General features: G+C 54.8%; 21 protein-coding genes. 16 read left to right on the top strand and 5 right to left on the bottom strand.

Annotated elements, in window-relative coordinates:
- Window positions 1–26: 26 nt before the first annotated feature.
- The 4 genes from A6013_RS15580 to A6013_RS27310 form a co-directional block, all read right to left on the bottom strand.
- Entirely contained in the window at window positions 27–860 is an 834-nt protein-coding gene (locus A6013_RS15580) for an EamA family transporter (RefSeq protein WP_028014955.1), read from the bottom strand.
- A 62-nt stretch (window positions 861–922) separates the two neighbouring features.
- Window positions 923–1,369: a GNAT family N-acetyltransferase gene (locus A6013_RS15575; RefSeq protein ID WP_028014956.1), complete on the bottom strand. Its 447-nt coding sequence runs from the start codon at window positions 1,367–1,369 to the stop codon at window positions 923–925.
- 64 nt (window positions 1,370–1,433) lie between these two features.
- Window positions 1,434–1,523: a type I toxin-antitoxin system toxin TisB gene (gene tisB, locus A6013_RS25320; protein WP_045260836.1), complete on the bottom strand. Its 90-nt coding sequence runs from the start codon at window positions 1,521–1,523 to the stop codon at window positions 1,434–1,436.
- A 128-nt stretch (window positions 1,524–1,651) separates the two neighbouring features.
- On the bottom strand, window positions 1,652–2,107 hold the full coding sequence (locus A6013_RS27310; RefSeq protein ID WP_164558229.1) for a hypothetical protein: 456 nt from the start codon (window positions 2,105–2,107) through the stop codon (window positions 1,652–1,654).
- A gap of 106 nt (window positions 2,108–2,213) precedes the next feature.
- Here A6013_RS27310 and A6013_RS15565 point away from each other — a divergent pair, with 106 nt between their 5' ends.
- The 11 genes from A6013_RS15565 to A6013_RS15515 all read left to right on the top strand — a co-directional run bounded on the left by A6013_RS15565 (window position 2,214) and on the right by A6013_RS15515 (window position 12,673).
- Window positions 2,214–2,918: a hypothetical protein gene (locus A6013_RS15565; RefSeq protein ID WP_048957713.1), complete on the top strand. Its 705-nt coding sequence runs from the start codon at window positions 2,214–2,216 to the stop codon at window positions 2,916–2,918.
- Window positions 2,919–3,124: 206 nt separating this feature from the next.
- Window positions 3,125–3,604: a type VI secretion system tube protein TssD gene (locus A6013_RS15555; protein WP_069733391.1), complete on the top strand. Its 480-nt coding sequence runs from the start codon at window positions 3,125–3,127 to the stop codon at window positions 3,602–3,604.
- A 107-nt stretch (window positions 3,605–3,711) separates the two neighbouring features.
- Window positions 3,712–3,810, top strand: coding sequence for an ilvB operon leader peptide IvbL (gene ivbL, locus A6013_RS26875; RefSeq protein WP_057979964.1), 99 nt, complete (start codon window positions 3,712–3,714; stop codon window positions 3,808–3,810).
- Window positions 3,811–3,916: 106 nt separating this feature from the next.
- Window positions 3,917–5,605: an acetolactate synthase large subunit gene (gene ilvB / locus A6013_RS15550; RefSeq protein WP_059353827.1), complete on the top strand. Its 1,689-nt coding sequence runs from the start codon at window positions 3,917–3,919 to the stop codon at window positions 5,603–5,605.
- A 3-nt stretch (window positions 5,606–5,608) separates the two neighbouring features.
- Window positions 5,609–5,896 (top strand): acetolactate synthase small subunit, encoded by a 288-nt coding sequence (gene ilvN / locus A6013_RS15545; RefSeq protein ID WP_038414990.1) that lies wholly within the window; start codon window positions 5,609–5,611, stop codon window positions 5,894–5,896.
- Between the two features lie 82 nt (window positions 5,897–5,978).
- Window positions 5,979–6,572 (top strand): transcriptional regulator UhpA, encoded by a 594-nt coding sequence (gene uhpA / locus A6013_RS15540; RefSeq protein WP_069733390.1) that lies wholly within the window; start codon window positions 5,979–5,981, stop codon window positions 6,570–6,572.
- Window positions 6,569–8,074: a signal transduction histidine-protein kinase/phosphatase UhpB gene (uhpB, locus tag A6013_RS15535; protein WP_069733389.1), complete on the top strand. Its 1,506-nt coding sequence runs from the start codon at window positions 6,569–6,571 to the stop codon at window positions 8,072–8,074. Before uhpA ends, uhpB begins: the two co-directional genes overlap by 4 nt.
- Complete coding sequence (locus A6013_RS15530; protein ID WP_069733388.1) at window positions 8,067–9,377, top strand: MFS transporter; 1,311 nt, start codon at window positions 8,067–8,069, stop codon at window positions 9,375–9,377. Before uhpB ends, A6013_RS15530 begins: the two co-directional genes overlap by 8 nt.
- Before the next feature lie 132 nt (window positions 9,378–9,509).
- Window positions 9,510–10,901, top strand: coding sequence for a hexose-6-phosphate:phosphate antiporter (gene uhpT, locus A6013_RS15525; protein WP_028014963.1), 1,392 nt, complete (start codon window positions 9,510–9,512; stop codon window positions 10,899–10,901).
- Between the two features lie 163 nt (window positions 10,902–11,064).
- Window positions 11,065–12,069, top strand: coding sequence for an alpha/beta fold hydrolase (locus A6013_RS15520; RefSeq protein WP_069733387.1), 1,005 nt, complete (start codon window positions 11,065–11,067; stop codon window positions 12,067–12,069).
- Between the two features lie 151 nt (window positions 12,070–12,220).
- Entirely contained in the window at window positions 12,221–12,673 is a 453-nt protein-coding gene (locus A6013_RS15515) for a DUF1198 domain-containing protein (RefSeq protein ID WP_028014965.1), read from the top strand.
- Here A6013_RS15515 and A6013_RS15510 read toward each other — a convergent pair.
- Window positions 12,670–13,590, bottom strand: a complete 921-nt coding sequence (locus A6013_RS15510; protein ID WP_069733386.1) for a LysR family transcriptional regulator — start codon at window positions 13,588–13,590, stop codon at window positions 12,670–12,672. The genes A6013_RS15515 and A6013_RS15510 overlap by 4 nt on opposite strands.
- 187 nt (window positions 13,591–13,777) lie before the next feature.
- Here A6013_RS15510 and A6013_RS15505 point away from each other — a divergent pair, with 187 nt between their 5' ends.
- The 5 genes from A6013_RS15505 to A6013_RS15485 are packed head-to-tail and all read left to right on the top strand — an operon-like array spanning window position 13,778 to window position 16,888.
- Window positions 13,778–14,389: a hypothetical protein gene (locus A6013_RS15505; RefSeq protein ID WP_069733385.1), complete on the top strand. Its 612-nt coding sequence runs from the start codon at window positions 13,778–13,780 to the stop codon at window positions 14,387–14,389.
- A 10-nt stretch (window positions 14,390–14,399) separates the two neighbouring features.
- Window positions 14,400–15,176, top strand: a complete 777-nt coding sequence (locus A6013_RS15500; RefSeq protein ID WP_069733384.1) for an AfsA-related hotdog domain-containing protein — start codon at window positions 14,400–14,402, stop codon at window positions 15,174–15,176.
- Entirely contained in the window at window positions 15,169–16,002 is an 834-nt protein-coding gene (locus A6013_RS15495) for a hypothetical protein (protein WP_028014969.1), read from the top strand. The genes A6013_RS15500 and A6013_RS15495 overlap by 8 nt, the downstream gene beginning before the upstream one ends.
- Before the next feature lie 7 nt (window positions 16,003–16,009).
- The gene (locus A6013_RS15490; protein ID WP_041911708.1) at window positions 16,010–16,234 is read left to right on the top strand and encodes a 2-hydroxymuconate tautomerase; all 225 of its coding nucleotides are present in this window, start codon (window positions 16,010–16,012) and stop codon (window positions 16,232–16,234) included.
- A gap of 3 nt (window positions 16,235–16,237) precedes the next feature.
- Window positions 16,238–16,888: an HAD family phosphatase gene (locus A6013_RS15485; protein WP_045260826.1), complete on the top strand. Its 651-nt coding sequence runs from the start codon at window positions 16,238–16,240 to the stop codon at window positions 16,886–16,888.
- Window positions 16,889–16,892 lie beyond the last annotated feature (4 nt).

Genomic DNA, 16,892 nt, shown 5'->3' with positions numbered 1-16,892 from the left:
GAACGGCAACTAATGTTGCCAGCGATTTACGCCAGACGCAGCAGAATAGCGCCGACAGCAATACCCAGCGCTGCCGCGATGCGCAGGCCCGCAACCTTCTCTTTTAAAAGGACAAAGGCGATCAGCGCCCCGAAAAGAATCGAGGTTTCACGCAGCGCGGCGACCACCGCCAGCGGCGCCTGCGTCATCGCCCAGAGGGCCAGACCGTAAGAGCCCATGGTCCCCACGCCGCCGAGCAGCCCTTTTTTCCAGTGCAGACGCAGGTAGCTGGACGCCTCGCGCCGACGCGCCACCATCGCCCAGCCCAGCAGGCAGAAGCCGTTCATAAAGAAGGTCCAGAGCGTGTAGCCCAGCGCGGTGTCCGACAGCCGCACGCCGGTGCCGTCCACCAGCGTATACCCGGCGATAAAACAGGCATTCAGCAGCGCCAGCCAGATCCCCCTGCGTGACTGCATGCGGCCATTCATCGCCATCGCCAGAATCGACAGGCAAATGACTCCGATACCGGACCAGGCGAGCCAGGAGAGATGGTCGCCGAGCGCCAGCACGCTGATCAGCGCCACCAGCAGCGGGGCGGTGCCGCGCATCAGCGGATAGGTCTGGCTCATGTCCGAGACCTGATAGGTCTTCGCCACCAGCACGGTGTAGACAACCTGTAAGGCGCAGGAGACGATCAAAAACGGCCAGCTTGCCGCAGAAGGCTGTGGTGAGAAGGGCAGTAAAATCAGGGCAATAATCGCGGCTGAGCCGCTAACGCCGATCGCAGAGTAGAGTTTATCCGTTCCGGCTTTAACGATAGCGTTCCAGCTGGCATGCAGCAGTGCGGCGAAAAGCAAAATGCAGAAAACGGTGATGGTCATGGCGTATTGGGTGATGAATTGTCACTCAACTGTAACATTCACATCCTGTTGCCGCCAGCCAGTTACACCGCACAAAAAAGGCGGTGCGTCACCCGTGGTTCGTCTGAGACCAGCGTAAAACCGGCTCGATTGTAAAATCCGTACGCGCTGTCCGGCGCGTGAGTATTCAGAAAATCAAACCAGATGCTGGCATCCGCCATCACTACGGTTAAAAGCTGTTTTCCAATGCCCAGCCCGCGGCACTTCTCGCTGACGTAGAGATGGCGAATGCGTCCGGCACGCGGCTGCTGGCTGAACGGATCGCGGTTGAGTCCACACACGCCCACCAGCTTGCCGTTAAGAAACGCACCCAGCAGCTTTTCACCCGGCGCGTTAAAGCGGTTCTCACCCCGCAGCCAGTTCTCTTCCAGCCTGCGCAGCATGTTGAAATTCAGCGCGATACTTTCCGCCTTCAGGGCGATATACCCCGGCTCATCCGGTGTGACAGGCTCAATTAACAGACGCGACATAGCATTCCCTCGTTATTAAAGAGGGGCGGTTGCCCGCCCCTCTCAGGTGCGACTTGAACCTGAATTACCGAACGTATTTCAGGACAGCATCAAGCAGTTGCAGTACTGCAACAATGAGTTTGAGGATAAGTATCACCATATCCACTACGCTCATACGCGTCTCCTTTTGGTTAAAAGGAGCACGATGCTGGCGTACCTTTCCGCCGCCTGTTGCCAGCACCTGGATTGACGTAACACAGTGTGCTCACTTCAGGGGTTAAGGCACTGACGGCACCACCCGTTTCAGCCAGGACTTCGTTGCGCCGGTAAACTGCGGCCCCCTCGCTCACTGCGAACACCCTCAGTATAGATAAATACTGTATGCATGAACAGTATTTTTTGGACAAAATTCGGAAGGTGATCCATACTCAAAAACGTCAAAATCCGTGCCGGAATTGCGCGTTCGAGTTCGATCGCGTATACTTTTTCCGTTGACGTAACACAGTGTGTTCTGCGGCGACCAACCGCAAAACCCTGATAAAAACCTCGCTCCGGCGGGGTTTTTTGTTTTCTGGTCTGCCCACAAAAAAATACCGGGATAAGCGGTGGCCTGGTCAGGCTTCTTAAGAAATCAATTTTATGCAGGGGAACCAGGATAGTTTTACGAGATGCAGCACCAAATAAGTCATTTAATATAAAAAACAGACTCGCCAGGATATTAAAACCGCATCGGATATAGCCGTAAAAAATAATATTCAATCGAATTATTTTTCTCGTGAATGTATTTTTTAGGCAATTCACCAGTTTGAATTACACTGCTTTTCATTGTATATTTCTATAGCCACAATCATGATATGGATATCTTATGCAAGCATCGGATTATTTGAAGATGAAGTTCCAGGGCGACAGACAGTTGGCTATTTATGGACAGCAAGGCGTTGCCGGGACATGGAAAGCATTAAAGGGAATCGGCTCTGATATCTATTCAGGAATGGAGCGTGTAAGCTGGTACTCATCATGCTTAATCCCCAGCTATCACGATGTATGTGATGAGCTTCTCTCAGAAGAAAAGAGAATGTACCTCTCCATTGTGTCTCTTTACCGTTATCGCGATGTAATAGCACAGATGCTCTATCTTTATTTTAAAAGTGTTCTAAATGACTCTAAAAATGGAAATGAACAAAATCGCGCCCGCAAGACGGGTTCACAAGTAACCGGATTTGTTAAAAATATCCCGACAAGCAAAGCAGCGCGTTTAGCAATAGCATGGGGGTTGGCAATATATCTTTCCAAATCTGGCCTGCTCTCAGAAATCGTCGTCGAACGGCTTGCACGTCGCGTACCGAACGTTGTCATGGCATTTCAATTGATTGGCACGGACCAGAAGTGCGCGCTTGCTGCTCGTCGCCTGAAAACGTTGGACCCAAAGTATTACGCTACCCTCTATGCCGCACAACTGGAAATGCTCTATTACTTTATTGAACCATTCCTGTCTGAACTGATTAAGAAGGTTCAAATGGGTTTCTACAGGGATTTTGAAGCGATTTATGACGACTTAAGGGACAAGTAGCGTGTTTAAGAGTCTGTTATCAATTCTATTTACGGATATTTTATTTCCCGTTTATGTTTTTGTATGCGCCTCTTTTTTTCTATGGTTGATACCTGACCACTGGGTATTACTCACATTTATTGCTATCGGTGTATTTATTCTTGTTCATCCAATAATTTTTGGTCGTTTTGATAAGTACGATTGATTTTTAAAAAAAGGTATTCTTTATGTCAAATCCGGCTTATTTATTTCTTACAGATGAAAATGGTTCCCCCATGGTTGGCCCCTGCCTTGTGACAGGGCGTGAAGGTTCAATTGAACTCAAATCATTCACTCATAATGTCAACATTCCAGTCGACGGGAATACCGGGAAATTGACGGGCACGCGCATACACATGCCCATCATGTTCCAGAAAGAATTTGATCGTGTAACCCCGCTTCTCTTTCGCGCGCTGAGTACGGGAAGAACACTCCAGTCAGCCACCATTAAGATGTATCAGATTAATGAGGCGGGTTTAGAACAGGAATATTTTAATATCCTCCTGGAGAATGTGAAAATAACTTCAATCACACCTGACCTGTATCCCGGCGCAAACACGGGAACACACCTTGAAACGGTTCTCATACGCTATGAGAAAATCACCTGGAAGCATTGCGACGGCAATGTCATGTATAGTGACTCCTGGAATGAGCGAGCAACGTACTGAAACGTGATCCCTGACGCATTTTTGCGCAGATGAAAATATTTCCATTGTCACGCCCGAAAACCTGTGTTTGTATAAATTCAATCAATGATTCCAAACACAGGTCCCCAATGACTTCATCCATCTTCACTTCGACCCTACTAAAAACTGCGCAACCTGCCGCAGTGGTCGTCGTGCGTGTGGTGGTGGTCGTCGGCAATGCGCCGTAGGGACTGGATCAACACACGAATCCAAAACCCCGCCGGCGCAAACCGGGCGGGGTTTTTCGTTTAGGACCCTCCCCGGAAAGTCGGCCCAGAAGAAAAGGACTGGAGCATGGCAAGTTCGGGCACAACATCCACAAAGACGCGTTTTACAGGCGCGCAGCTGATTGTTCATTTACTGGAACGACAGGGCATCACCACGGTTGCGGGTATCCCGGGTGGAACCGTGCTGCCGCTGTACGATGCGTTGAGCCAAAGCACGCAGATCCGCCATGTGCTGGCGCGTCACGAGCAGGGGGCAGGATTTATCGCTCAGGGCATGGCGCGTACGCAGGGCAAACCGGCGGTCTGTATGGCCTGCAGCGGCCCCGGCGCAACCAACCTGGTGACCGCCATCGCCGACGCGCGCCTCGACTCCATTCCGCTGATCTGCATTACCGGCCAGGTGCCGTCCTCGATGATCGGCACCGATGCGTTCCAGGAAGTGGACACCTACGGCATCTCTATCCCCATCACCAAACATAACTATTTAGTTCGCGATATCAGCGAGCTGCCTCAGGTTATCAGCGATGCGTTCCGTATCGCCCAGTCTGGCCGCCCGGGCCCGGTGTGGATAGACATTCCTAAGGATGTCCAGACCGCAGAGATCGAGATCGACGTGTTGCCGGAGCCGGGCGAGCGTGCCCCCGCGCCGGAATTCAGCGCTGAAAGCGTGCGCGACGCCGCCGCCATGATTAACGCCGCCAAACGCCCGGTGCTCTATCTGGGCGGCGGGGCGATTAACGCTGCGGATGAAATCCGCCAGTTTGCGGAAAAGGCCAACCTGCCGACCACCATGACCCTGATGGCACTGGGTATGCTGCCTAAAGCGCATCCGTTGTCATTAGGCATGTTGGGCATGCACGGTGCGCGCAGCACCAACTACATCCTGCAAGAGGCGGATTTGCTGATTGTTATGGGCGCACGTTTTGATGACCGGGCGATTGGCAAAACCGAGGAGTTCTGCCCGAACGCCAAAATCATTCACGTGGATATCGACCGCGCCGAGCTGGGTAAAATCAAACAGCCGCACGTGGCGATTCAGGGCGACGTGGCCGAAGTGCTGGCGCAGCTGATCCCGCAGACGGACGCAACTGACCGGGCCGACTGGCGTCAGCTGGTGGCGGATCTGCAACGCGAGTTCCCGGGCGCCATCCCAGCTGAGGGCGACCCGCTGAGCCACTACGGGCTGATCAACGCCGTGGCCGCCTGCGTGGACGACAGCGCGATTATCACCACTGACGTGGGCCAGCACCAGATGTGGACCGCGCAGGCGTATCCGCTGAATCGTCCGCGCCAGTGGCTGACCTCCGGCGGCCTCGGCACCATGGGCTTCGGCCTGCCGGCGGCAGTAGGCGCGGCGCTCGCCAACCCGGACCGCAAGGTTATCTGCTTCTCCGGCGACGGCAGCCTGATGATGAACATTCAGGAGATGGCGACTGCAGCCGAAAACCAGTTAGACGTGAAAATCATCCTGATGAACAACGAGGCGCTGGGTCTGGTGCACCAGCAGCAGAGCCTGTTCTACAAGCAGGGCGTGTTTGCGGCGACCTATCCGGGGATGATTAACTTTATGCAGATTGCCGCCGGCTTTGGCCTGCACACCTGCGATCTGAACGCGGAAGAAGACGCCCACGCGGCGCTGCAGGCGGCGATCTCGCGTCCCGGCCCGGCGCTGATCCACGTGCGTATCGACCCTGAACAAAAAGTGTATCCGATGGTGCCGCCGGGTGCGGCCAATACTGAGATGGTGGGGGAATAAGCCATGCAGAAACAATATGATAACGTCATTCTGGAACTCACCGTCCGCAACCACCCTGGCGTTATGACCCACGTCTGTGGGCTGTTTGCCCGCCGCGCGTTTAACGTGGAAGGTATTCTCTGCCTGCCGATTCAGGGCAGCGAGCACAGCCGCATCTGGCTACTGGTCAACGACGATCAGCGTCTGGAGCAGATGATGGCACAGATCGACAAGCTGGAAGACGTCACCAAAGTGGCGCGCAACCAGTCCGATCCCACCATGTTTAACAAAATTGCGGTGTTTTTCGAGTAAATCGCTTAAGGTAAGCGTCTTTCGCTCTTGTAGGCCGGATAAGCGCAGCGTTATCCGGCTTTTTCAGACCGCAGGAACACACATGACCACCATCGCTCTCATCGACGACCACCTTATCGTCCGCTCCGGCTTTGCCCAGCTTCTTAACCTCGAACCGGATTTCCAGGTCGTGGCCGAGTTTGGCTCCGGTCACGAGGCGCTGGCGGGCCTGCCGGGGCGCGGGGTGCAGGTCTGTATCTGTGACATCTCGATGCCGGATCTCTCCGGGCTGGAGCTGTTGAGCCAGCTGCCGAAAGGGATGGCGACGATCATGCTCTCGGTTCACGACAGCCCGGCGCTGGTCGAGCAGGCGCTCAACGCGGGCGCACGCGGCTTCCTCTCCAAACGCTGTAGCCCGGACGAGCTGATCGCCGCCGTGCGCACCGTCTCCACCGGCGGCTGCTACCTGACGCCGGATATCGCCATCAAGCTGGCGACCGGACGTCAGGATCCGCTCACCAGACGCGAGCGCCAGGTGGCGGAGAAGCTTGCCCAGGGCATGTCGGTGAAAGAGATTGCCGCCGAGCTGGATCTGTCGCCGAAAACCGTGCACGTCCACCGCGCCAACCTGATGGAAAAACTCAACGTCAGCAATGACGTCGAGCTGGCGCGCCGCATGTTCGACAGCTGGCAATGAGTCCCGTGTTTTCGCGGCTGATCGCCGTCGTCGCCAGTTTTTTTATCTTCTCCGCTGCGTGGTTTTGCCTGTGGAGCATCAGCCTGCACCTGGTGGAGCGTCCGGAGCTGGCGGTGCTGCTGTTTCCCTTCGGCCTGCGTCTGGGGCTAATGCTCCAGTGCCCGCGCGGCTACTGGCCCGTTTTGCTCGGCGCGGAGTGGCTGATGCTGGTCTGGCTGGCGCAGGAGGTGGCCCTCGCGCATCTTCCCTTATTGATGACCGGAAGCCTGCTTACGCTTCTCCCCGTTGCCCTGATTTCCCGCTACCGCTACCAGCGCGACTGGCGCACGCTGCTGCGTCAGGGGGCGGCGCTGATTGCCGCCGCGCTGTTACAATCCCTGCCGTGGATCGGCGAGAAGGAGATGCTTAACGCCCTGCTGCTGACCCTTACCGGCGGTCTGACCCTCGCGCCGACCTGTCTGGTTTTCTGGCACTACCTCACCAGCACCGTCTGGCAGCCGCTCGGCCCCGCGCTGGTCTCCCAACCGGTGAACTGGCGCGCCCGGCACCTCATCTGGTATTTGCTGCTGTTTATGGTGAGCCTGTGGCTGCAGCTTGGTCTGCCCGCCGAGCTTTCGCGCTTCACGCCGTTTTGCCTGGCGCTGCCGATCATCGCTCTGGCCTGGCACTACGGCTGGCAGGGGGCGCTGATCGCCACGCTGATGAACGCCATCGCGCTGATCGCCAGCCAGACCTGGCACGATCATCCGGTGGATCTGCTGCTCTCGCTGCTGGCCCAGAGCCTGACCGGGCTGCTGCTCGGGGCGGGCATTCAGCGTCTGCGCGAGCTGAACCAGTCCCTGCAAGCCGAGCTGGCGCGCAACCGTCGTCTGGCGGAGCGTCTGCTGGAGACCGAGGAGAGCGTGCGGCAGGAGGTGGCCCGCGAACTGCACGATGATATCGGCCAGACCATAACCGCCATCCGCACGCAGGCGGGCATCGTCCAGCGTCTGGCGGCGGATAACGCGGGCGTGAAGCAGGGCGGGGCGCATATCGAACAGCTTTCGCTGGGTGTCTATGACGCCGTTCGCCGCTTGCTGGGACGGCTGCGTCCGCGCCAGCTTGATGATCTGTCGCTGGAGCAGGCGATACGCTCCCTGATGCGCGAGATGGAGCTGGAAAGCCGCGGCATTGTCAGCCATCTCGACTGGCGCATTGATGAATCATTGCTCAGCGAAGGCCAGCGCGTGACGCTGTTCCGCGTCTGTCAGGAGGGGCTGAACAATATCGTTAAACATGCCAATGCCAGCGCGGTGACGATCCAGGGCTGGCAGCAGGACGAGCGCCTGATGCTGGTGATTGAAGACGACGGCTGCGGCCTGCCGCCGGGCTCCGGCCAGCAGGGCTTTGGCCTGGCGGGCATGCGCGAGCGCGTGAAGGCGCTGGGCGGCACGCTGAACCTTTCCTGCACTCACGGGACGCGCGTCAGCGTCAGTTTGCCGTTAAGGACGTATCATGTTTAAAACCCCAACCAGCGCGGCTCCGTTGCGCGACAAGGCGGAAATCGACGCCCGCTATCGCTACTGGCGTCGCCATATCCTGATCACCATCTGGCTCGGCTACGCGCTGTTCTACTTCACCCGTAAAAGCTTCAACGCCGCCGCGCCGGAAATCCTCGCCAGCGGCGTGATGACGCGCACCGATATCGGCCTGCTGGCGACGCTGTTTTACATCAGCTACGGGCTGTCGAAGTTCTTCTCCGGCATCGTCAGCGACCGCTCCAACGCCCGCTATTTCATGGGCGTTGGGCTGATCGCCACCGGCGTGGTGAACATCCTGTTTGGCTTTTCCACTTCGCTGTGGGCCTTTGCCCTGCTGTGGGCGCTGAACGCCTTTTTCCAGGGCTGGGGCGCGCCGGTCTGCGCCCGCCTGCTCACCGCCTGGTACTCGCGCAACGAGCGCGGCGGATGGTGGGCGATCTGGAACACCGCGCATAACGTCGGCGGGGCGCTGATCCCGATGGTCGTGGGAGCCGCAGCGCTGCACTACGGCTGGCGCACGGGGATGATGATTGCTGGTGGCCTCGCGATTGTCGCCGGGCTGTTCCTCTGCTGGCGCCTGCGGGACAGGCCGCAAACCGTCGGCCTGCCTGCGGTGGGCGACTGGCGGCACGACGAGATGGAGATTGCCCAGCAGCAGGAGGGCGCCGGGCTGTCCCGCCAGCAAATCCTCACCAAGTACGTGCTGAAAAATCCGTACATCTGGCTGCTGTCCCTCTGCTACGTGCTGGTCTACGTGGTGCGCGCGGCGATCAACGACTGGGGCAACCTGTACATGTCCGAGACGCTCGGCGTGGACCTGGTGACCGCCAACTCTGCGGTGACGATGTTCGAGCTGGGCGGGTTTATCGGCGCGCTGGTGGCGGGCTGGGGCTCGGACAAGCTGTTCAACGGCAACCGCGGCCCGATGAATCTGATTTTTGCCGCCGGGATTTTACTCTCCGTCGGCTCGCTGTGGCTGATGCCGTTCGCCAGCTACGTGATGCAGGCGGCGTGCTTCTTCACCATCGGCTTTTTTGTCTTTGGCCCGCAGATGCTGATCGGCATGGCGGCGGCGGAGTGCTCGCACAAGGAGGCGGCAGGCGCGGCGACGGGCTTTGTCGGGCTGTTTGCCTACCTCGGCGCATCGCTCTCCGGCTGGCCGCTGGCACGGGTCATCGACGTCTGGCACTGGAGCGGTTTCTTCGCGGCGATCGCCATCGCGGCGGGGATTTCCGCCCTGCTGCTGCTGCCGTTTTTGCACGCCCAGGCGCCGCGCGAAGCGTGACGTGCCTCACCTTTTGTTGCCGAATGGCGCAAAACTAAGAAATTTTCCCGGTTTCACCTGGACGCTGTCTCAGGCATCTCTCCCGGCTGATTTTTACAATGCTGCAAAAATCAGCTCAGGAGTAAACCAACCATGCTGGCCTTCTTAAACCAGGTGCGCAAGCCGACCCTGGATCTGCCGCTCGACGTGCGGCGCAAGATGTGGTTCAAACCGTTCATGCAGTCTTATCTGGTGGTCTTCATCGGCTACCTGACCATGTACCTGATCCGCAAAAACTTTAACATCGCGCAGAACGACATGATCTCCACCTACGGGCTGAGCATGACGCAGCTGGGGATGATTGGCCTGGGCTTCTCCATCACCTACGGGGTGGGGAAAACGGTTGTGTCCTACTACGCGGACGGCAAAAACACCAAGCAGTTCCTGCCGTTTATGCTGATCCTCTCCGCCATCTGTATGCTCGGCTTCAGCGCCAGCATGGGCGCGGGCTCCGTCAGCCTGTTCCTGATGATCGCCTTCTACGCCCTGAGCGGTTTCTTCCAGAGCACCGGCGGGTCGTGCAGCTATTCCACCATCACCAAATGGACGCCGCGCCGCAAGCGGGGTTCGTACCTCGGCATGTGGAACATCTCCCACAACCTCGGCGGGGCGGGTGCGGCAGGCGTGGCGCTGTTTGGCGCGAACTATCTGTTCGACGGCCACGTGATCGGCATGTTTATCTTCCCCTCGATTATCGCCCTGATCGTCGGCTTTATCGGCCTGCGTTTCGGCAGCGACTCCCCGGAATCGTACGGCCTCGGCAAAGCCGAAGAGCTGTTCGGGGAGGAGATCAGCGAAGAGGACAAAGAGACCGAAGAGAACGAGATGTCCAAATGGCAGATCTTTGTTGAGTACGTGCTGAAAAACAAAGTGATCTGGCTGCTGTGCTTCTCAAACATTTTCCTGTACGTGGTGCGCATCGGCATCGACCAGTGGTCTACGGTGTATGCCTTCCAGGAGCTGAAGCTCTCGAAAGAGGTGGCGATTCAGGGCTTCACCCTGTTCGAAGTGGGCGCGCTGGTCGGCACGCTGCTGTGGGGCTGGCTCTCCGACCTCGCCAACGGCCGTCGCGCGCTGGTGGCCTGCGTCGCGCTGGCGCTGATTATCGCCACGCTCGGCATCTACCAGCACGCCAGCAACCAGTACGTTTACCTGGCGTCCCTGTTCGCGCTCGGCTTCCTGGTATTTGGCCCGCAGCTGCTGATTGGCGTGGCGGCAGTAGGGTTCGTGCCGAAAAAAGCGATCGGCGCCGCCGATGGGATTAAAGGCACCTTCGCCTACCTGATCGGCGACAGTTTCGCCAAGCTTGGCCTGGGGATGATCGCCGACGGCACGCCGATTTTCGGCCTTACCGGCTGGGCGGGCACCTTCGCGGCGCTGGATGCGGCAGCGATTGGCTGTATCGTCCTGATGGCGATGGTCGCGGTGCTGGAAGAACGTAAAATTCGCCGCGAGAACCGCGCGCAGAAATTAAAAGCGGCCTGAGTGTGCAGGTAACGTCTTTGCCCGGTGTGTGATGCCGGGCTTTTTTTATTTGCTCGTCCTACCTTTACCCCGCTTTACACACCCACTCCTCTCCATGCTCTACAGTGTTTTTTGCTGCCGCCTTTCGTGCAGCCTTAGCCCCTTTTGCTAACGGAGAGCTTGCATGTTAACCCGACGATTGTCCTGCCTGGCGCTGCTGATGGCGCTGGCGTCCCCCGCAATGGCTGCGGATGCCCCCACCTACGGCGAGAAGCTGGAAGGTTTCGACTACGGCTGGCCGGTAAAACACTTTACCTTTACCTCGCAGAACCAGCCTCTGGATATGGCTTACCTGGACGTGAGGCCGGAAAACCCCAACGGACGCACCGTGGTGCTGATGCATGGCAAAAATTTCTGCGCCGGAACCTGGGACGGCACGATCCGCGCGCTGTCGGCCAGCGGCTATCGCGTGATCGCACCCGACCAGATCGGCTTCTGTAAATCCACCAAGCCGGCGCATTATCAGTACACCTTCCAGCAGCTGGCGGACAACACCCACGCGCTGCTCACATCGCTTGGCGTCGATCGCGCGACGGTTATCGGCCACTCGACCGGCGGCATGCTGGCGACCCGCTACGCGCTAATGTGGCCGCAGCAGGTAGAGCAGTTGGTGATGGTGAACCCGATAGGCCTGGAAGACTGGAAAGCCCGCGGCGTGCCGCATATTACGGTCGACCAGTGGTACCAGCGCGAACTGAAGGTCAGCGCCGACGGCATTCGTCAGTACGAGAAAAATACCTACTACGCCGGGGAGTGGAAGCCGGAATACGAACGCTGGGTCACGATGCTTGCCGGGCTGAACAACGGGCCGGGCAAAGCGCGCGTGGCGTGGAACTCGGCGCTGCTCTACGACATGATCTACACCCAGCCGGTCATCTATGAATTTAGCGACCTGAAGATGCCGGTATTATTGATGATCGGCACGAAGGACAACACCGCCATCGGGAAAGACCTCGCCCCGCCGGAGGTCCGCAAGACGCTTGGCAACTATGCGGTGCTGGGCAAAGAAACGGCGAAGCGCATACCGCACGCGACGCTGGTGGAGTTTAACGACATGGGCCACGCGCCGCAGATGCAGGATCCCGCCCGCTTTCACGAGGCGCTGTTGAAGGGGCTTCAGGCGCGCTGACGGGTCTCCAGCAACAGCCCGCGCAGCCACGCCTGCGCGGGATTGCTTTCATCGCATTTATCCAGCTTTTTTCGGTTCACTATTCTGGCCGTACCCGCTGTCGACACGCTGCGTTTCCCGCTATGATGAGCGGCTAGTCTAAGGAGAACGCATGGTCTGGATAATGCTGGCAACGCTTGCCGTGGTGTTTGTGGTGGGATTTCGCGTCCTGACCTCAGATTCCCGCCGCGCCATCAAACGTTTAAGCGAACGGCTGGGGATTACCCCGATGCCGATCGAGTCGATGATTGACCAGTTCGGTAAAACACCGGGCAATGAATTTATCCGCTACCTTGAGCGGCCTGACGAGGCGCATCTGCAAAACGCCGCGCAGGTGCTGCTCATCTGGCAGGTCTGTATTGTCGACGGTAGCGAAGAGAATCTGCATACCTGGCACCGTATGCTGCGTAAAGCCCGCCTTGCCGCACCCATTACCGATGCGCAAATTCGTCTGGCACTTGGCTTTATGCGCGAAATGGAGCCCGATCCGCAGGAGCTGAACGCCTTCCAGCTGCGCTATAACCAGCTATTTCTGCCGGAAGAAGGTGTGTTTTATCTGCATTAAGCCTTTTTGCCGCACAAGATATTCTGAGCGTTCAGGATCTCCTCTCTGTTTTCATTGAGGCGAGTTGCGGCATAGATATCAATATTTAATCTCTTTGCCTCATCGTCCGTTAGTTCGCGATAGCATAGCCCCTCCTGATTGAAGGTGCATTTTGACTGAGGCAGCAGCGCAAACCCTTTCCCTCTTGCGATACGGCTTAGCATCACGAGGGAATCATCCGGCTCTTTAATACGCTTCAGCGGCCTTTTCAGCGTGTCAAAGTAGCTTTCGCATTTATCATAGAATGACGGATTAGCGCTTCTCGAAAACCAAAAAAGTGGAAGATCGCTAATGTCTTCCAGCGAGACTTTCTCTTTCAGACTGGCAGGATGTAAAGAAGGCATTGCGATGAGCAACGGTTCCTGGCAGACCCAGCGGTATTGAACAATGTCTTCATGACCCGTTCCTTTTTCCCCGGTCAGCACCAGATCCAGCATATTTTTAGACAAGCTTTGCAGCAGCTGTGCTGACGTCAGGTCGGGCGTTTCAACGTCATCTCCGGCGTTCATTTTTTGAAGCTGGGTATTTACAGGTTCAATATATTCAAAATTAAGCGTGCGCGTGAGACCGATGCGCAGATTCGTTTCTGAAGAGTGAGGATCTTCTTTTAAGCTGCTGATGTCTTTGAGTATTTTTTCTGCCTGAACGACCAAGGCTCGACCTGCTTCAGTGAGGCTAACGTCATGCGTACTGCGACTGAACAACTGACGTTTCAACACCGCTTCAAGGCATTTTATCTGACGCGTCAGAGGCGGTTGAGTCATGCGCAGACGTTCGGCAGCCTTACGAAAGTTCAGTTCATGTGCAACAGCGAGAAAGCATTGTAATTGTTTGATACTGGGCAGGTTATTGCTGATTAAATGTTCTGCTGTAGCCATACGTGGGTCCTAAATGCGAAAAGGTATTTCGTCTTTTTTCCATTTCGATATTACACGCTAAATGCTGGCAGCAAAACCAGTTTTAACAGTAATACAAAAAATATATTACAAATTTAACAATTCCAATAGTTTCCTGTATTGATAAATTTCTATCCGAATCCTCACTTAATCAATACTCGGAGTAATTATGTCGTCTAAATATGTACTGGTATCACGCTTCCCATTAAAAAACACTTTTTCTGAAAAAGAATTTACTTCCTTAAAAAGCAATGAAAACGTTCGCTACTATACCTGTGAAGAAAACGGCGTTAATGAATTGCTGGAATTACGCGCATTCAACGATATTAACGAAATTGCATGGGTTGAAAGTGAAATGGAATCCATGTTCCATCGTTTCTCTGAGGTTCTTTCTGCCGATATCCGTCGCGAACTGCTTAAGTTTGTTGAATCCCCAATTGATAATAAAAATAGCTTGCCACAATCAAATTATATTCAACTCCGACACGTCGAAGTGCCTGCGCATAACTATCAGCAGTACCGTCAGTGGCGCGATGAAACCATTTTTAATGTTGTAAGAGATAACAAAGATAAGATTGAAAGTTTCGAAGCATTTCATTCACTGATCAGCGGCGTTCCGGGTGTAATGTTTATCTCCTCATTCAACGGTGATAAAGCAGCATATAAAGAAGCATTTACCAATGCGCGTTATCAGGAAATCATTCAACAGGCCGGCGATAACTTTATTACTGGCGGTAATGACGGCCTTTATACACGTATCTATCGTGCTTGCTGTTGTTGAGGGACAATGAATGAACTGTAAAAAGTTGGTAGTTGTTGGCGATAAATTTAATGAATTTGCCAATGGTAAAGATGTACTGACTATATCTCAGCTAGAATTATTGACTCAAATCCCTGCGAATATCATTGATAAAGAACATGAAATTATTGTTGGGCAGGGCGTGCGCAAGGATTTTGCCGGAAAGGTAATTTCAAACCAGGCAAGAAATGCGATTCATGGTAATAAGTTAAAAATGTGCTCTCTGGAAAAACTGGTTAGCGACAAAAAAAATGCTTATTGCCATAAAAGACTGGAACAGAATGTACTTATAGGACCTGCGGAACAAGCTGAGCATAACCACGATCTTTATGCGATGCCGCTGTTAATCGATGAGCGTTGCGAATTGATGGCGGATCATCAGACGGGGCAGCATATTCAGGGAATGCTCCTGGTTGAAGCCAGCCGACAGGCCTTTATCGGCGTCACCGAAGAATTTATTTACCAGCAGGAAAGTGGACGCTATTACGTCATTAATAGCATGGCAATCAATTTCGCCAGTTTCCTGTTCCCTTTACCGGCGCTGGTCCACTTTGAATTTCTTGAAAAAGATATTAACGACCGCCGGGGGCGTTTCAGGGCTCAGGTTCGCGTCACTCAGCACCAAACGCTTTGCGCGACAATGGATGTCTCGTTCACCGTCTATCCTTCCGCCCTGATTACAGAGAAAGAGAAATCTCTGGCTGAGGTTGCCATGCAGGCGACCCTTGTTGAGCAGCAAGGGGTGACTCAGGGGGTAACGCATGCCTGAATTACGTAGCCAGAAATACCGTCTGGCTGCGACCACGCAGGGGCCGCTTTACCCCCCTGCGGAGGTCATGGACGGGAAGGGTAATTTTGTCGTGGTGGGCATGGTGCCAGGGGATAACGGACTGCAGTGGCGAAGCGTCATTGTCTCTCCGGACAGCCCGCTTCCGGCATTTGGGGAAGTCGCACCCTATAACATTCTGTGCGATCTGGACAAGATGCCTCAGGACGCGTTGAAGGACATCATTCTTCATACTCTTCCTTTACCCATTCCGATGAACAACTATCGGATGGTTTTCGCACCAGAACAGCGGCCGCAGGCCAATAATGAAATAAGGCCTGGCCTGCCACTTCATGAAGGCTATATCGCGGATTATCGCAGCAGCGATGGAAAGCGAGAGATCGAGCCAGTGACCCTCGCTGCCTGGCTCGAGGCAGAGGGCACCTTTGAGGTCACATTGTCCGAAGATAAGAAACGAGCCCGGTTCACGTTTTCGTTCCGGAGCCTTGTTCCGGATAGCGTTTACACCGTGATGAGTCTCAGGGAAAACGATCTAGCCTCGGAGGATCCGAGCAGGCCAGGTCCGCTGGGAATACCCAACGTATTTATAACCGATAGTGAAGGTAATGCCGAATATTGGGCAGAGTTAACCGATCCTTTCCCGGCTCCGGCGAGGAAAGGAAACAGAATTATTAACGTAGTCGTACTTTATATGAGCTCGCGTCAGAGCTACGGCGGTGCAATTGGCTTTTATGGTCTTGGAGGCGATATCCATGCCCATTTAAAACTCAAAGGCCGTTCCTTCGATGAATTTACAACTATAGAGTGAGAAAAATATGCCATTTGTTCATGTTATGACCTGGCCTGCGAAAGATGAAAATCAAATCATCAGACTCCAGGAAGATATTACATTTGCCGTTCACAAAAACACGGGTGCGCCGCTGGATAAAATTTCCGTGGTGGTTTCTGAAATTGCGCCTTCCCGCTGGGCGGATGCAGGCGTGTCTGGTACGGATAGAGATTTTCCGGTTAAGAGTCGAAGAAAAAACTACGAGGAATAAAGTTTGCGTAAACATGCCGCTTTTTTTGATGTTGATGAAACGCTTATAAATATTAAAAGCATGTTTGATTTCTATGATTTCTGGTGCAGGGAAAATAATCAAAACGATCGTCTTCAACGCTATATGTCTCGTTTTCGCACCGACGTGAAAAACGGCGTGCCAAGGGAAGCCCTGAACAGAGATTATTATCGTCAGTTTAAAGGTGTGTCTTGTCGTTATCTGGAAGAAATGGGTGAGAAGTGGTTCAGGCGTAAGCTGGAAAGCGAGTTTTTTATTGAGAGTGCTGTTTCAGCCCTTAAAAAACATCAGAACCAGAACATGTATACCGTATTTATATCGGGCTCTATGCTTCCGATTCTTTCACCCATTGCAAAATATCTTGGAGTAACGGAAGTACTCTGTGCGCCGGTGATAATAAATGACGCAGGTGAGTTGACGGGTGAAATCGGCCTGCCTCAAACAATTGGAACAGGTAAAAAAGACGCGCTTATCGCCTTTTGCGATGATAAAGAGATTAACCCCGTGGATTGTTATGCCTACGGCGACGATCTTTCGGATATTCCAATGCTGGAAGCCACTGGCCATCCCGTCTGTGTGGGAGAGCATTCCGCGCTTACCAGATATGCAACTGAAAAAAATTGGCACATTATTTAAATCC

Source organism: Enterobacter sp. IF2SW-B1, from assembly GCF_001743375.1.
In the GTDB taxonomy this organism is placed as follows: Bacteria; Pseudomonadota; Gammaproteobacteria; order Enterobacterales; family Enterobacteriaceae; genus Enterobacter; species Enterobacter bugandensis.
This window is presented reverse-complemented; position numbering and strand designations above follow the sequence as displayed.

What these genes read in the sequence shown, in the direction of transcription:
- A6013_RS15510 (WP_069733386.1), bottom strand. Translation starts at nt 13,590, where the DNA reads ATGGCTACAGCAGAACATTTAATCAGCAATAACCTGCCCAGTATCAAA.
- A6013_RS15565 (WP_048957713.1), top strand. Translation starts at nt 2,214, where the DNA reads ATGCAAGCATCGGATTATTTGAAGATGAAGTTCCAGGGCGACAGACAG.
- A6013_RS15530 (WP_069733388.1), top strand. Translation starts at nt 8,067, where the DNA reads ATGTTTAAAACCCCAACCAGCGCGGCTCCGTTGCGCGACAAGGCGGAA.
- A6013_RS15490 (WP_041911708.1), top strand. Translation starts at nt 16,010, where the DNA reads ATGCCATTTGTTCATGTTATGACCTGGCCTGCGAAAGATGAAAATCAA.
- A6013_RS15515 (WP_028014965.1), top strand. Translation starts at nt 12,221, where the DNA reads ATGGTCTGGATAATGCTGGCAACGCTTGCCGTGGTGTTTGTGGTGGGA.
- ivbL (WP_057979964.1), top strand. Translation starts at nt 3,712, where the DNA reads ATGACTTCATCCATCTTCACTTCGACCCTACTAAAAACTGCGCAACCT.
- A6013_RS15575 (WP_028014956.1), bottom strand. Translation starts at nt 1,369, where the DNA reads ATGTCGCGTCTGTTAATTGAGCCTGTCACACCGGATGAGCCGGGGTAT.
- ilvN (WP_038414990.1), top strand. Translation starts at nt 5,609, where the DNA reads ATGCAGAAACAATATGATAACGTCATTCTGGAACTCACCGTCCGCAAC.
- tisB (WP_045260836.1), bottom strand. Translation starts at nt 1,523, where the DNA reads ATGAGCGTAGTGGATATGGTGATACTTATCCTCAAACTCATTGTTGCA.
- A6013_RS15555 (WP_069733391.1), top strand. Translation starts at nt 3,125, where the DNA reads ATGTCAAATCCGGCTTATTTATTTCTTACAGATGAAAATGGTTCCCCC.
- ilvB (WP_059353827.1), top strand. Translation starts at nt 3,917, where the DNA reads ATGGCAAGTTCGGGCACAACATCCACAAAGACGCGTTTTACAGGCGCG.
- A6013_RS15500 (WP_069733384.1), top strand. Translation starts at nt 14,400, where the DNA reads ATGAACTGTAAAAAGTTGGTAGTTGTTGGCGATAAATTTAATGAATTT.
- uhpB (WP_069733389.1), top strand. Translation starts at nt 6,569, where the DNA reads ATGAGTCCCGTGTTTTCGCGGCTGATCGCCGTCGTCGCCAGTTTTTTT.
- A6013_RS15580 (WP_028014955.1), bottom strand. Translation starts at nt 860, where the DNA reads ATGACCATCACCGTTTTCTGCATTTTGCTTTTCGCCGCACTGCTGCAT.
- A6013_RS15505 (WP_069733385.1), top strand. Translation starts at nt 13,778, where the DNA reads ATGTCGTCTAAATATGTACTGGTATCACGCTTCCCATTAAAAAACACT.
- A6013_RS15495 (WP_028014969.1), top strand. Translation starts at nt 15,169, where the DNA reads ATGCCTGAATTACGTAGCCAGAAATACCGTCTGGCTGCGACCACGCAG.
- uhpA (WP_069733390.1), top strand. Translation starts at nt 5,979, where the DNA reads ATGACCACCATCGCTCTCATCGACGACCACCTTATCGTCCGCTCCGGC.
- A6013_RS15520 (WP_069733387.1), top strand. Translation starts at nt 11,065, where the DNA reads ATGTTAACCCGACGATTGTCCTGCCTGGCGCTGCTGATGGCGCTGGCG.
- uhpT (WP_028014963.1), top strand. Translation starts at nt 9,510, where the DNA reads ATGCTGGCCTTCTTAAACCAGGTGCGCAAGCCGACCCTGGATCTGCCG.